This window comes from Actinosynnema sp. CA-299493, from assembly GCF_050946825.1.
In the GTDB taxonomy this organism is placed as follows: Bacteria; Actinomycetota; Actinomycetes; order Mycobacteriales; family Pseudonocardiaceae; genus Actinosynnema.
This window is the reverse complement of sequence record NZ_CP191993.1, coordinates 4203298-4218837: the sequence shown is the minus strand read 5'-3', so window position 1 is coordinate 4218837 and position 15540 is coordinate 4203298. Positions and strand designations below refer to the sequence as shown.

Sequence of the window (15540 nt, the reverse complement as noted above, 5' to 3'; positions counted from 1 at the left end):
GGCACGGTCAGGACCCCCCGAGCTCGTTGTCGATGAAGTCGAAGATCTCCTCGTCGGAGGCGTCTTCGAGCGCCACACCCGCGGCCGCGGTGTCGTCCTCGTCGTCGCGGGCGCCGACGCGCTTGAGCAGCGACCGCAGCCGGGTGGCGACCCCGAGCTGGGTCGCCGGGTCCAGCGCGGCACCGGTCAGCTCCGCCTCCAGGCGGTCCAGCTCCGCCAGCAGCGCACCGGCGCGGTCCGCCGCCCCCGCGTCGGTGTCGGCCAGCAACCCGGCCAGGTGGTGGGCCAGCGCGTCCGGCGAGGGGTGGTCGAAGATCAGCGTCGCGGGTAGTTGCACGTTGGTGAGCGCCTTGAGCCGGTTGCGCAGTTCCACGGCGGTCAGCGAGTCGAAGCCCAGGTCGAGGAAGCCGCGCCCGGTGTCCACCACGCCCGGGTCGGCGTGTCCGAGGATGTCGGCGACTTCGGCGCGCACCACCGACCGCACCGCGCGTTCCAGCTCGTCGCCGCGCAGGGACGCCAGCCGGTCGCGCACCTGCGTCACGACGTCCGGGGTCTCGGCGGTGCGCGGCGCGGCGGGCGCGAGAGCCCGCAGCGGCGCGGGGACCGCGGCCAGGGACCGCAGGGCGGTCAGGTCCAGGCGCACCGGCACGCGCACCGGGTGGCCGCCGCGCAGCGCCAGGTCGAACAGGGCCAGGCCCTCCTGCTCACCGAGCGGGACGACGCCGGCGCGGCTCATCCGCCGCACGTCGGTCCCGGCGAGGTCGGCGGCCATACCGCCGCCCAGCGCCCACGACCCCCACGCCAGGGACAACGCGGGCAACCCGGCGTCGGCACGCCGGCGTGCCAGCGCGTCGAGGTAGGAGTTCGCGGCGGCGTAGTTGCCCTGACCCGCGCTGCCCAGCACCGAGGCGGCGGAGGAGAACAGCACGAACGCGGTCAGGTCGAGGTCCGCGGTCAGCTCGTGCAGGACGCGGGCTCCGTCGACCTTCGGCCGCAGCACGTCGTCCAGGTGCTCGTCGGTGAGCGAGTCGAGCACACCGTCACGCAGCACACCGGCGGTGTGCACGACCGCCGAGACGCGGTGCCCGGCGAGCAGCTCGCGGACGGCGGCGGGGTCGGCGACGTCGCAGGCCACGAGGTCGGCCCGAGCGCCGAGGTCGGCGAGGTCTGCCAGCAGCTCCCGCGCACCGTCGGCGGCGGGACCGCTGCGGCTGACCAGCAGCAGGTCGCGCACGCCGTGCGCGACCACCAGGTGCCGGGCGACCAGGCGGCCCAGCGCCCCGGTGGCGCCGGTGACCAGGACCGCGTCCCGTGACGTGAAGGACCCGGAGGGTCCGTCCGGCACGGGCGTGCGGACCAGGCGGGGCGCGAGGAGCCGTCCACTGCGGACCGCCAGCTCCGGTTCGCCGGCGGCGAGCGCGGCGGGCAGGACGCGGCGCAGCGCCTCCTCGTGGTCGAGGTCCAGCAGCAGGAACCGGCCGGGGTTCTCCGCCTGCGCCGAGCGCAGCAGCCCGGCCGCCGCCGAGAGCTCCGGGTCGACCGGGTCGCCGGGCAGCGCGGCGGCGGTGCCCCTGGTCAGCAGCACCAGCCGGGAATCGGTCAGGGCGTCGGCGGCGAGCCAGGCGCGCAGCAGCGCCAGGAGTCCGCCCACCTCGGCGCGGGCCGACCGGTCGCGGGGACCGGCCAGGCCGCGCGGGACGAACACCGCCGTCGGGACGGGCGCGCCCGCGCGGATCGCCGCGACCAGCCCGGCGAGGTCGGGGTAGGAGTCGACGGTGCCGGTGGCGGACAGCTCCAGGTCGGCGGTCGAGTCCTCTTCGCCGAGGAACGCCCAGCGCGCGGCCGAGGGGTTCGCCGCTGAGGGGTTCACCACCAAGGGATTCGCGGTGGACGGGGTCCCAGCGGACGGGGTCGCGTCGGATGGGGTGCCGGCGAGCGGGATCCATTCGATGTGGAACAGGGAGTCGGTGTCCGCGCCCCGGACCTGGTCCGCGGACACCGGCCGCAGGACCAGGCCCGCGATCTCGACCCCGGGCGTCCCGTCCGGGCCCAGCGCGGTGACCGACACCGCGTCACCGGGGCGCACCCGCACGCGCAGCCGGTCGACGCCGCGCCGGTGCAGCGCGACGCCGGTGAAGGCGAACGGCAGGCGGGCGTCGCCGCCGGTGAGGGCGACGGCGTGCAGGGCGGCGTCCAGCAGCGCCGGGTGCACCGCGAACGCGGCGGCGTCACCGGCGGCCTCGGGCAGCTCGACCTCGGCCAGCACGTCGGCGCCGTGGCGCCACGCGGCGCGCAGGCCGCGGAAGGCGGGACCGTAGCCGAACCCGCCGGCCGCCAGCGCCGGGTACAACCCGGTCACCGACAGCGGTTCCGCGTCCGCCGGGGGCCACGCGGCGGTGTCGGCGGCGGGCGGCGGCGCGGTGGGTGCCAGGACACCCCGGGCCTGCCGCAGCCACGTCCCGTCACCGTCGTCGCGCCGCCGGGAGTGGATGTCGACGGCACGCCTGCCGTCCGGGCCGGGCGGGTCGACGCGGACCTGGAGCCGGACCGCGTCGGCGGCGGGCAGCACCAGCGGCGCCTCCAGCGTCAGCTCCTCGACCGCGGCGCAGCCGACCCGGTCACCGACGTGCAGGACCAGGTCCAGCAACGTGGTGCCGGACAGCAGGGTCGTGCCGAACACCGCGTGGTCGGCCAGCCACGGGTGGGCGGCGGCGGACAGCTCGGCGGTGACCAGGACGCCGCCGTCCGCCATCGGCACGATGCCGCCGAGCAGCGGGTGGCCTGCCTGGTCGATGCCGGCCGCCGACAGGTCCCCGACCCGGGCGGGGTGCGGTGCGGGCCAGTGGCGCTGCCGCTGGAACGGGTAGGTGGGCAGGTCGACGACCCGGCCGCCGCGGTCGCGCAGCACCTCGGCCCAGTCCACCGGCGCGCCGCGCTCGGCGGCGGCGGCGACGGCCGACAGCAGGGTCTCCGCCTCGTCGCGGCCGTCGCGCAGCACGGCGGCGGCCCGCACGTCGGCGTCGGGTCCGACGCAGTCGCCGATCATGGCGGTGAGCACGCCGTCGGGTCCCAGTTCCAGGAACGTGGCCGCACCGGCGGCGTGCGCGGAGCGGGCCGCGTCGTGGAACAGCACGCTGCGGCGCACCTGCCGGACCCAGTGCTCGGGGTCCGCGGCCTCGGCGTCGGTCAGCGGCGCGCCGGTCACGCCGGAGATCACCGGCACGACCTGCGGGTGCGCGGTGAGCCCGGCCGCGACGGTCCGGAACTCGTCCAGCACCGGGTCCAGGTGCGCGGAGTGGAAGGCGTGGCTCACGCGCAGCCTGCGGGTCTTCACCCCGGCGGCGGACGCGCGCCGGGCCAGTTCCTCGACGGCGTCGAGGTCGCCGGACAGCACGGTGGCGCGCGGGCCGTTGACGGCGGCCAGGTCGAGCACGCCGGGCACGCCGTCGGCCAGGGCCGACGCCTCCTCGGGGGTGGCGACCAGGGACAGCATCGCCCCGGTCGGCGGCAGCGCCCGCATGAGCCGGGCCCTGGCCGCGACCAGCGCGCAGGCGTCGGGCAGGTCGAAGATCCCGGCCACGTGGGCGGCGGCGAGTTCGCCGATGGAGTGGCCCAGCAGCACGTCGGGTCGCAGGCCCCAGCGGCGCAGCACGGCCGCCAGCGCTACCTCCAGCGCGAACAGCGCGGGTTGGGTGTGCGCGGTGTGGTGGACCAGGTCCGTGCCGATCACGTCGGCCAGCGGGCGGTCCAGCAGCGGGTCGAGCTCGGCGGCGACCCGGTCGAACTCCTCGGCGAACGCGGGCACGTCGCGGCGCAGCGCGGCGCCCATGCCCGGTCGCTGGCTGCCCTGCCCGGAGAACGTCCAGGCCAGGCCGCCATCGCGGAGCGCGGGGGGCACCGGTGCGCGGCCGTCGGCCAGCCGCTCCAGCGCGGTCCGCAGCTCCTCGACACCGCGTCCGACCGGCACGGCGCGGTGTTCGAACACCGACCGGGTGGTGGCCAGCGAGCGGGCCAGGTCGGTCGGGTTCGCGGCGTCCAGGCGGTCGAGCAGCCGGGCGGCCTGCGCGCGCAGCGCCGGGGCGGTGCGCGCCGACAGCGGCCAGGCCAGCGGACCCGGCAGGGCGGCCGGGGAAGGCGCCGGCGCGGGCTCGTCGGCGTGTTCGAGCACCAGGTGGGCGTTGGTGCCGCTGATGCCGAACGACGACACCGCCGCGCGCCGCGGTCGGTCCACCTCCGGCCACGGGCGGGACTCGGTGAGCAGCCGGACCTGCCCGGCCGACCAGTCGACGTGCGGGCTGGGTTCGTCCACGTGCAGCGTTTCGGGCAGCACGCCGTGGCGCAGCGCCATCACCATCTTGATCACGCCCGCGACGCCCGCGGCGGCCTGGGTGTGGCCGAGGTTGGACTTCACCGTGCCCAGCCACAGCGGCCGGTCCGGGTCGCGCTGCCCGTAGGTGGCGATCAGGGCCTGCGCCTCGATCGGGTCGCCGAGGGTGGTGCCGGTGCCGTGCGCCTCGACCGCGTCGACGTCGCCTGCGCCGAGCCCGGCGTCGGCCAGCGCCGCGCCGATCACCCGTTGCTGCGACGGGCCGTTGGGCGCGGTGAGGCCGTTGGACGCGCCGTCGGAGTTGACCGCGCTGCCGCGCACCACCGCCAGCACCGGGTGGCCGTTGGCCCGCGCGTCCGACAGCCGCTCCAGCAGCAGCAGGCCCGCGCCCTCGCTGAACCCGGAGCCGTCGGCGGCACCGGCGAACGCCTTGCAGCGGCCGTCGGAGGCCGCGCCGCCCTGCCGGGTGAACTCCAGGAACACGCCGGGGTTGGCCAGCACGGTCACGCCACCGGCCAGCGCCAGGTCGCACTCACCGGACCGCAACGCCTGCGCCGCCAGGTGCACGGCCACCAACGACGACGAGCACGCCGTGTCGACGGTGACCGCGGGCCCTTCGAAGCCGAAGGTGTAGGCCATCCGACCGGACACCACGCTGGCCGAGCTGCCGGCGAGGTAGCCCTCCGCGCTCTGGCCCGCGGTCGCGGCGTAGTCGGAGTACATGACACCGGCGAACACGCCGGTGCGGCTGCCGCGGGCCGAGCGCGGGTCGATGCCCGCCCGCTCCAGCGCCTCCCAGCCGGTTTCCAGCAGCAGCCGCTGCTGCGGGTCCATGGCCAGCGCCTCGCGGGGGCTGATGCCGAAGAAGTCGGCGTCGAAGTCGGCGGCGTCGGCCAGGAAGCCGCCCAGCCCGGTCGCGGTGGCGCCCGCCCGCACCAGGGCCTCGGTGGGCCAGCCCCGATCGGTGGGCCAGGGGCCGATGGCGTCGCCGCCCGCGGCGACGAGGTCCCACAACTGCTCGGGCGTGCCGACCCCGCCGGGGAAGCGGCAGCTCATGGCGACGATCACGATCGGGTCGTCGGCGCTGCTCCGCCGGACCACCGCCGCCGTCGCGCCGTCGTACGTGCCCGCGAGGTGCCGGGCGAGCGCCAGCGGGGTGGGGTGGTCGAAGACCAGGGTGGCGGGCAGCTTGCGCCCGGTGGCGGCGCTGAGCCGGTTGCGCAGCTCCACGGCGGTGAGCGAGTCGATGCCCAGGTCGCTGAACGCCCGGTCGGTCTCGACGGCGGACGGCCCGGCGTGGCCGAGCACGGTCGCCGCCTGTGCCCGGACCAGGTCGGTCAGGCGGGCCAGCCGTTCCTGCGGCGGCAGCGCGGCGAAGCGGTCCGCCGGGTCGGCGGCGACCGCCACAGCGGCCTGACGTGCCGGCGCGCGCACCAGGGCGCGCAGCAGGGCCGGCACGTCGTCCGTGCGTGCTCGTGCCCGTGCCGCGGCCAGGTCCAGGCGGATAGGGACCTGCACCGGCTCGGGTCGGGCCAGCGCGCGGTCGAACAGCTCCAGCGCTTCGGCCGTCGACAGGGACGTGGACGAGCGGGCGATGCGGCGGTGGGCGACCTCGTCGAGGTGGCCGGTCATGCCGCTGGCCTGCTCCCACAACCCCCACGCCAACGACAACCCCGGCCGACCCGCGGCACGCCTGCGGGCCACCAGAGCGTCCACCGCGGCATTCGCGGCGGCATAAGCACCCTGACCGGCACCACCGAACACACCGGCCGCCGACGAGAACACCACGAACGCGTCCAACTCACCGGCCAGCTCGTCCAGCAACAGGGCCGCGTCCAGCTTCGGCGCCCGCACCGCCGCGACCCGCTCCGGCGTCAACGCGGTGATCACACCGTCGTCCAGCACGCCCGCCGCGTGAATCACGGCGGTGACGGCGTGCTCGGCGAACAACGCCGCAAGGGCGTCGCGGTCGGTCACGTCGCAGGCGATGGCCCGCGCGCCGGGTCCCAGGTCGGCGACCAGGTCGGCCGCACCGGGCGCTTCCGGACCGCGCCTGCCGACCAGCAGGAAGTTCCGCACCCCTCGGGTGCCGGCGAGGTGGCGGGCCAGCAGCCCGCCGAGGGTGCCGGTGCCGCCGGTGATCAGCACCACGCTGTCCGGGCCGAACGTCTCCGGCAGCGGTTGCGTCGGGGTCGCGGGCCGGACCAGCCGGGGTGCCAGCGCCGCGCCGTCGCGGATCACGAGCTGCGGTTCGCCGGTGGCCGCCCACGCGGCCAGTTCCGCCGGCGCGGGGTCGTGGTCGGTGTCCAGGAGCATGAACCGGCCGGGGTGCTCGGACTGCGCGGTGCGCACCAGGCCCCAGACGCCCGCGCCCTCCACGTCGACCGGGTGCGGCCCCGCCGCGCCGCGCGTCCGCACGACCAGGAGGCCGTCGTCGGACTCGTCGGCGAGCCGGTCCCGCACGGCGGCGAGCACCCGGATGATCGCGTCTCGCGGGTCACCGGTCGTGGCGTCCAGGACGGCGGGCACCGCTCCGGGCGTGCTCGGGCGCTCCACCGCCGTCCACGCGACGGTGAACAGGGCGTCGGTGCTCGCCGGGAGCGCTTCGGTGGCCAGGGGTCGCAGGGCCAGGCCCGCGACCGAGCACACCGGCGCGCCCTCGACGTCGGCCAGGTCGACCGCGACGGCGTCCACGCCCGCCCGGCTCAGCCGCACGCGCAGCGCGGTCGCGCCGGTGGCGGTCACGGCCACGTCGGAGAAGGTGAACGGCAGCCACGGCGACTCGTCGGCGCGGGCCAGGAAGTCGCCGAATCCCACCGCGTGCAGGGCGGCGTCGAGCAGGGCCGGGTGCAGGTCGAAGCCGCGCGCGTCCACCTGCCCGGGCAGCGCGACCTCGGCGAAGACCTCGGCGTCGCGACGCCACACCCGGCGCAGGCCCTGGAACACCGGGCCGTACTCCACGCCGGCGGCGGCGAACGCCTCGTAGGCGTCGTCCACCGGCAGCTCCTCCGCGCCGGTGGGCGGCCACTCCCGCAGGTCGACGCCGGACGGGGCGACCGGGCCGACCACGCCCGCGACGTGCCGGGTCCAGGCCGTGCCGTCGTCCGCGTCGGCCGGGCGGGAGTGGACGGTCACCGGGCGGGTGCCGCCGTCGTCCGCGCCGACCGACACCTGGAGGTCCACCGCCCCCCGGTCCGGGAGCACGAGAGGCGCGTGCAGGGTCAGCTCGGGCACGCCGGGCGTCCCGCCGACCACGTGCGCCGCCGCGCACAGCACCAGGTCGAGCAGTGCGGTGCCGGGCAGCAGCACCCGGCCCGCGACGACGTGGTCCGCGAGCCACGGGTGGGTTTCCACCGACAGCCTGCCGGTGAGCAGCGCGCCGCTGCCGTCCGCGAGGACGGCGGCGGCGCCGAGGACGGGGTGCCCGGCCGGGCGCAGACCCGCCGACGCGACGTCACCGGCCGGTTTCCCGGCGGGCAGCCAGAAGTGGTTGTGCTGGAACGGGTAGGTGGGCAGGTCCGCGAGCCGGCCGCCGGCGACCACGTCCACCCACTTCGGGGTGACGCCCTGGACGACCAGCTCGCCGAGGGACAGCAGCATCCGCTCCAGGCCGCCGTCATCACGCCGCAGCGAGCCCACGGCCACCGCATCGCCCTGTTCCTGCACCGCCATGGTCAGCAGCGGGTGCGGCGAGCACTCCACGAACACGCCGAACCCGTCACCCGCCAGCTTCTCCACCGCATCCGCGAAGCCGACCGTGGAGCGCAGGTTGCGGAACCAGTAGTCGGCGTCCAGCGCCGACCCGTCCTCCACCTCACCGGTCAACGTCGAGTACAGCGGGATGGCACCCGCCCGCGGGGTGATCGGAGCCAGCACCTCGGCCAACTCCTCGCGCAACTCCTCGACCTGCGCGGAGTGCGACGCGTAATCCACCGCGATCCGCTTCGCCCGCAGACCGTCCGTGACCAACGCGTCCAACGCGTCCGGCTCACCCGACACAACAACAGCCGAAGGACCGTTCACCGCCGCGATCGAAATCCGCTCACCGAACGGCTCGATCAACGCACGCACCTCGGCCTCGGGAGCGGCGATCGACACCATCCCGCCACGACCAGCCAAGCGGCGCAACACCTGCGACCGCAAGGCCACCACCCGCGCCGCGTCCTCAAGCGAGAGCGCACCGGAGACGCAAGCAGCCGCGATCTCGCCCTGGGAGTGGCCGACCACAGCAGCGGGCTCGATCCCCCACGAACGCCACAACGCCGCCAACGACACCATCACCGCGAACAGCACCGGCTGGACCACATCCACCCGGTCCAGGGACACCTCACCACGCAAAGCCTCGTGCAAGGACCAGTCGCAGAACGGGTCCAACGCGGCAGCGCACTCCGCCAACCGCTCCGCGAACACCGCGGACTGCTCCGCCAGCTCCAAAGCCATCCCGACCCACTGCGAACCCTGACCAGGGAACACGAACACCGGCCGGCCCACCCGCGTGGCCCGGCCGCGCACGGCGTTGCGCGGGACGTCCCCTTCGGCCAGCGCGCGCAAGGCCGCCGCGAAGTCGTCCCCGGTCGCACCGACCACGACGGCGCGGTGCTCGAACGCGGCACGGCTGCGGGCGAGCGAAAACGCCACGTCCACCGGGTCGTTCTCGCCCGCGGTCGCCAGCAGGCGAGCGGCCTGGTCGCGCAGCGCTTCCCCGTTCTGCGCCGACAGCAGCCACGGCACGGGGATTCCGGACGGCTCCGCGCGCGGCGGCTCGGCGTCGGGGACCGGTTGCTCCAGGATCACGTGGGCGTTGGTGCCGCTCACGCCGAAGGACGACACACCCGCCCGGCGGGGTCGGTCGACGGCCGGCCAGGGGCGTTGCTCGACGAGCAGCTCCACCGCGCCCTCGGACCAGTCCACGTGGGTGCTGGGCCGGTCGACGTGCAGCGTCTTGGGCAGCACGCCGTGCCGCATGGCCTCGACCATCTTGATGATGCCGGCGACACCGGCGGCGGCCTGGCTGTGCCCGATGTTGGACTTGATCGACCCCAGCGCGAGGGGTCGGTCGGCGGGCCGGTCCCGGCCGTAGGTGGCGATCAGCGCCTGCGCCTCGATCGGGTCGCCGAGGACGGTGCCGGTGCCGTGGGCCTCCACCGCGTCCACGTCGGACGCGCGCACACCCGCATTGGCCAGGGCCTGCCGGATCACGCGTTCCTGCGACGGGCCGTTGGGCGCGGTGAGGCCGTTGGACGCGCCGTCCTGGTTCACCGCCGTGCCGCGCACCAGGGCCAGCACGGGGTGGCCGTTGCGGCGCGCGTCGGACAGCCGCTCCAGCACGAGCATCCCCGCGCCCTCGGACCAGCCGGTGCCGTCGGCGGCGTCGGCGAACGACTTGCACCGGCCGTCGGCGGCCAGGCCGCGCTGCCGGGAGAAGTCCACGAAGGTGGACGGGGTGGCCATCACCGCGACGCCGCCCGCGAGGGCGAGCGAGCACTCACCCGACCGCAGGGTCTGCGCGGCCAGGTGCAGGGCCACCAGCGATGACGAGCACGCCGTGTCCACCGTGACGGCGGGGCCCTCCAGGCCGAAGGTGTAGGAGATGCGGCCGGAGGCGACGCTGCCCGAGTTGCCGGTGCCGAGGTAGCCCTCGACCCCCTCGGGCACGGTGAGCAGCCTGCCCGCGTAGTCGTGGTACATGACGCCGGTGAACACGCTGGTGGCGGTGCCGCGCACCGAGCGGGGGTCGATGCCCGCGCGCTCGAACGCCTCCCACGAGGTCTCCAGCAGCAGTCGCTGCTGCGGGTCCATCGCCAGCGCCTCGCGCGGCGAGATCCCGAACGGCACCGGGTCGAACCCGCCCGCGTCGCGCAGGAAGCCGCCCTCGGCGGTGTAGGAGGTGCCGGGGTTGTCCGGGTCGGGGTGGTAGAGCGCGGCCACGTCCCAGCCCCGGTCGTCGGGGAACGGGCCCACGGCGTCACGGCCCTCGAACACCACCTGCCACAGGTGCTCCGGCGTGGTGATGCCGCCGGGGTAGCGGCAGGCCATGCCGACGATCGCGATCGGGTCGTCGGTGGTGGCGGTGGCCACGGCGACGACCTGGGCGGGCGCGGCGTCGGAGAACCGCTCGACCAGGTGACCGGCCAGCCGGATCGGGCTGGGGTGGTCGAAGACCAGGGTCGCGGGCAGTCGGACGCCGGTGGCCGAGGCGAGCCGGTTGCGCAGCTCCACCGCGGTCAGCGAGTCGAACCCGAGGTCGGCGAACGAGCTGTCCGGCGCGACGGCGTCGGTCCCGGCGTGGCCGAGCACGCCCGCCACGCCGGAGCGGACCAGGTCCAGCACGACCCGTTCCCGCTCGTCGGGGTCGAGGCCGTTGATCCGCTGCGCGTAGGACGACCCGTCGTCGCTTCCGGTCGCGGCGGCCCGGCGCGCGGTGGACGGCACGAGCGACCGCAGCAGCGGCGGCACCGCGCCACCGCGGGCCTGGGCGCGGATGACGCCCACGTCCAGCCGGATGGGCACCAGCACGTCGTGCCCGTCGGCCAGCGCGGCGTCGAACAGCTCGGTGCCCTCGGCGGCGGTGAACGCCCGCACGCCGGAGCGCGTCATGCGGTTCCGGTCGACCTCGTCCAGGTCGCCGGTCATGCCGCCGTCGGTCTGCCACAAGCCCCAGGCCAGCGACACGGCCGGGAGGCCGCGCGCGCGACGGCGGCGGGCCAACGCGTCCAGCGCCGCGTTCGCGGCGGCGTAACCACCCTGCCCGGCGTTGCCGAACACACCCGCGGCGGAAGAGAACAGCACGAAGGCCGACAGGTCGCCCGCCAGTTGGTCCAGCAGCAGCGCGGCGTCGAGCTTCGGGCGCAGCACGGCGGAGACCCGCTCCGGGGTCAGCGCCTCCACCGTGCCGTCGTCGAGCACGCCGGCCGTGTGCACTACCGCCGTCACGCGGTGGGCGCGCAGGAGCGCGGTGAGCTGGTCGCGGTCGGCGACGTCGCAGGCCACCACGTCGACCTCGGCTCCGAGGTCGCGCAGCTCGGCGGCCAGTTCGGCGGCGCCCGGCGCGTCCGGGCCGCGGCGACCCACCAGCACGAGGCCGCGCACGCCGTGGACGGTCACCAGGTGCCGGGCGATCACCGCGCCGAGCGCGCCGGTGCCGCCGGTGATCAGCACGCGGTCGTCCGCGCGCCACGGCGCCCGGTCGTCCGGTGTGGCGGAGGCACGGACGAGGCGGGGGACGGACCACACGCCGTCGTGCACGGCCAGCTCCGGCTCGCCGGAGGCCACGGCGGCGGCCACGTCGGCGTCCGGGACCTGCTCCGCGGTCGCGTCGAGCAGCACGAACCGGTCGGGGTGCTCGGACTGCGCGGTGCGCAGCAACCCGCGGACCGCGGCGCCCGCGAGGTCGTCGGGACCGCCGGTCCTGACGACCAGCCGCACACCGTCCCAGGCCGGCGCCGCCAGGTAGTCCCGCACCAGCTCCAGCACGTCGTTGACGACCCGGTGCACGTCGTGCGCCTCGGCACCGGCGGCGGTGGGCACCACGACGATCCGCGCGGGCGGTTCGGCGGTCAGCAGCTCGCGGACGGCGGCGGGGTCGGCGCACCGGTGCACCGCCTCGGCGGCGGAGGGCAGTTCGCACCGGTCCCAGCGGGTGCGGAACAGGGAGCGGGTGGCGCCGGTCGCCCGTTCGGCGGCCAACGGCCGGAACACCAGGGACTCGGCGGTGACCAGCGCGCTGCCCGCCACGTCGGTGACGGTGACGGTGATGGCGTCCGGACCGGCCGGCGAGATGCGCACACGGGCCTCGGTGGCACCGGTGGCGTGCACGGTGACGCCACCCCAGGAGAACGGCAGGAGCGGACCACCGGCCGGGGCGCCGGCCCGGTCGCCGGTCGGGGCGGCCAGCAGCACGACGTGCAGCGCGGCGTCGAGCAGCGCCGGGTGCACGCCAAACGACGCGGCGTCGCCGCGGACCGGTTCGGGCAGGGCGACCTCGGCGAACAGGTCGTCACCGCGCCGCCACGCGGCACGCAGCCCGCGGAAGGCGTCGCCGTAGCCGAAGCCGCGCTCGGCGAAGTGCGCGTACGCGTCGGTCACGTCGAGCGCGTCGGCGTTCGCGGGCGGCCAGGGCTCGGTCTCGGCGGCGGGCGCCGGGGCGGACGGGACCAGCGAACCGGAGGCGTGCCGGGTCCACTCGTCGGTGTCGGCGAGCGCCTCGGGCCGGGAGTGGATGGTGACGGCGCGCCCGCCGTCGTCCCCGGCGGCGGACACCGCGACGCGGAGCTGCACCCCGCTGCCGTCGGTGGGCAGCGCCAGCGGTGTTTCCACGGCCAGGTCGGCGACGGTCGGGCAACCGACCTGGTCACCGGCGCGGACGGCGAGTTCCACGAACGCGGTGCCGGGCAGGATCGGGGTGCCCAGCACGGTGTGGTCGGCCAGCCACGGGTGGCCGGCCGGCGTGAGGCGTCCGGTGAGCACGAGGCCGTGCGAGTCGGCCAGCGAGACGACGGCGGCGAGCAGCGGGTGCTCGGCGGAGGCCAACCCGGCGGCGGCGAGGTCGCCGAACCAGCCGCGGCGGGGTTCGGGCCAGAAGCGCTTGCGCTGGAACGGGTAGGTGGGCAGTTCCACGGTCCGCCCACCGGGGTGCACGGCCCGCCAGTCGACGGTGCCGCCGGTCGCGTGCACCGCGCTCAGGGCGGTGACGGCGGTGACCGCGTCGTCTCGGTCCGCGCGCAGGGCGGGAGTGCAGGGGAGGCCGCCGGTCAGCGCGCTGAGGACGGCATCGGGCCCGATCTCGACGCAGCGCACCACGTCGTGGTCCGACAGCTTCGCGGCGGCGTCGGAGAACCGCACGGTCTGCCGGACGTTGCGCACCCAGTACTCCGGGTCCGCGATCGACCCGTCATCCACAGTGGACAGGAAGGTCACCTGAGGCTCGGCGAACGACACCGACGCCGCAACGGCCCGGAAGTCGTCGAGCATCGCGTCCATGCGCGCCGAGTGGAACGCGTGGCTGACCGTGAGCCGCTTCGTACGACGCCCCCGGGACGCGAACTCCGCCGCCAACGCGAGCACCGGCTCCTCGTCACCGGACAGCACCACCGAACGCGGACCGTTCACCGCCGCCAACGACACACCCCTGGGCAGAGTGATCTCGTCCTCGGACGCCTCCACCGCGACCATCGCCCCACCGGTGGGCAACGCCTGCATCAACGCACCACGCGCCACCACCAAACGGCAAGCGTCCGCAAGCGAGAACACACCGGCGATATGAGCAGCGGCAATTTCACCGATCGAGTGACCCACCACCACATCCGGCGTCACACCCCACGACGCGAACAGCCGTGACAACGCCACCTCGACCGCGAACAGACCCGGCTGAGCGAACTCCGTCTCGTCAACCCGGACATCGTCCGAGGAGAGAACCGCACGCACCTCCTCCGGGAAGTACGACAACACCTCGGCCCACGCCTCGGCGAACACCGGGAACGACGCCGCCAAACCACGACCCATGCCCACCCGCTGCGAACCCTGACCCGTGAACAGGAACGCCGTCCGGCCGGAAAGGGCGGTGGTGGTGCGCTCCCCCACCGACCGCAGTCCGGTCAGCAGTTCGTCGCGGGAGGCGCCGACGACGACGGCGCGGTGGTCGAAGGCCGACCGGGTGGTGGCCAGCGAGAAGGCCACGTCGGCGGGGTCGAGCTCCGGTCGCCGGGTGAGGAGTTCCGCCAGCCGTTCGGCCTGGTCCAGCACCGCCTGCCGGTCCCGCCCGGACAGCGGCCACGCCACGACCGGACCCGGCGCGGGCCGGTCCGCGGGTGCGGTCGGCGGTCCCTGCTCCAGGACGACGTGCGCGTTGGTGCCGCTGATGCCGAACGACGACACGCCGGCCCGGCGCGGCCGGTCCACCTCCGGCCAGGGCGCGGTCTCGGTCGCCAGCTTGACGTGGCCCGCGGACCAGTTCACGTGGGGTGTGGGCTCGTCCACGTTCAAGGTCATGGGCAGCACGCCGTGCCGCATGGCGAGGACGACCTTCATCACCCCGGCGACGCCGGCGGCGGCCTGGGTGTGGCCGAGGTTGGACTTGATCGACCCCAGCAGCAGCGGCCGGTCGGCGTCGCGGTCCCGGCCGTAGGTGGCCAGCAGCGCTTCGGCCTCGATCGGGTCGCCCAGGGTGGTGCCGGTGCCGTGCGCCTCCACCACATCCACGTCCGAGGTCGTGAGCCCGGCGTGCCGCAGCGCGTGCCGGATCACCCGGCGCTGGGACGGGCCGTTGGGCGCGGTGAGGCCGTTGGACGCGCCGTCCTGGTTCACCGCGCTGCCGCGCAGCACCGCCAGCACCTCGTGGCCGTCGCGACGGGCGTCGGACAGGCGCATGAGCACCAGCACACCGGCGCCCTCGCCCCACGCCGTGCCGTCGGCGGCGGCGGCGAACGGCTTGCAGCGGCCGTCGGCGGCCAGTCCCCGCTGCCGGGAGAACTCCACGAACAGCGTCGGGGTGGACATGACGGTGACACCGCCCGCCAGGGCGATCGAGCACTCGCCGGACCGCAGCGCCTGGGCGGCCAGGTGCATGGCGACCAGCGACGACGAGCACGCCGTGTCGATGGTGACCGCGGGTCCTTCCAGCCCCAGCGCGTAGGCGACCCGGCCGGACAGCACGCTGCTCGCGTTGCCGGTGCCCAGGTAGCCGATCACGTCCGCGCTCGCGCCCATGAGCAGCGACGGGTAGTCCTGCCCGTTGGTGCCCGCGAACACGCCGACCTCGCTGCCGCGCAACGACTGCGGGTCGATGCCCGCGCGCTCCAGCGCCTCCCAGCAGACCTCCAGCAGCAGCCGCTGCTGCGGGTCCATCGCCAGCGCCTCGCGGGGGCTGATGCCGAAGAACGCCGCGTCGAAGTCGCCGATGCCGTCGAGGAACGCGGCCCGCCGCACGTAGCTGGACCCGACGCGCGTGGCGTCGGGGTCGTAGAGGGCCTCGACGTCCCAGCCCCGGTCGGCGGGCACGTCGGTGACGGCGTCACGGCCGGAGACCAGCAGGTCCCACAGCTGCTCCGGCGTGCGCACCCCGCCGGGGAAGCGACAGCCCATCGCCACGACGGCGATCGGCTCCTGGCGTGCTTCCTCGACCTCGCGCAGCCGTTGCTTCGTCTGCTGGAGGTCCGCGGTCACGCGCTTGAGGTAGCTCAGCAGCTTGTCCTGCTCGTCCACCCGGCTCACCCCTT

1 protein-coding gene is annotated in these 15540 nt (G+C 75.7%); it reads right to left on the bottom strand.

The genetic code is table 11. The features are described 5' to 3' along the window. Positions 1–7 precede the first annotated feature (7 nt). The gene (locus ACQPYE_RS17660; RefSeq protein WP_498722426.1) at positions 8–15526 is read right to left on the bottom strand and encodes an SDR family NAD(P)-dependent oxidoreductase; all 15519 of its coding nucleotides are present in this window, start codon (positions 15524–15526) and stop codon (positions 8–10) included. Positions 15527–15540: the final 14 nt, after the last annotated feature.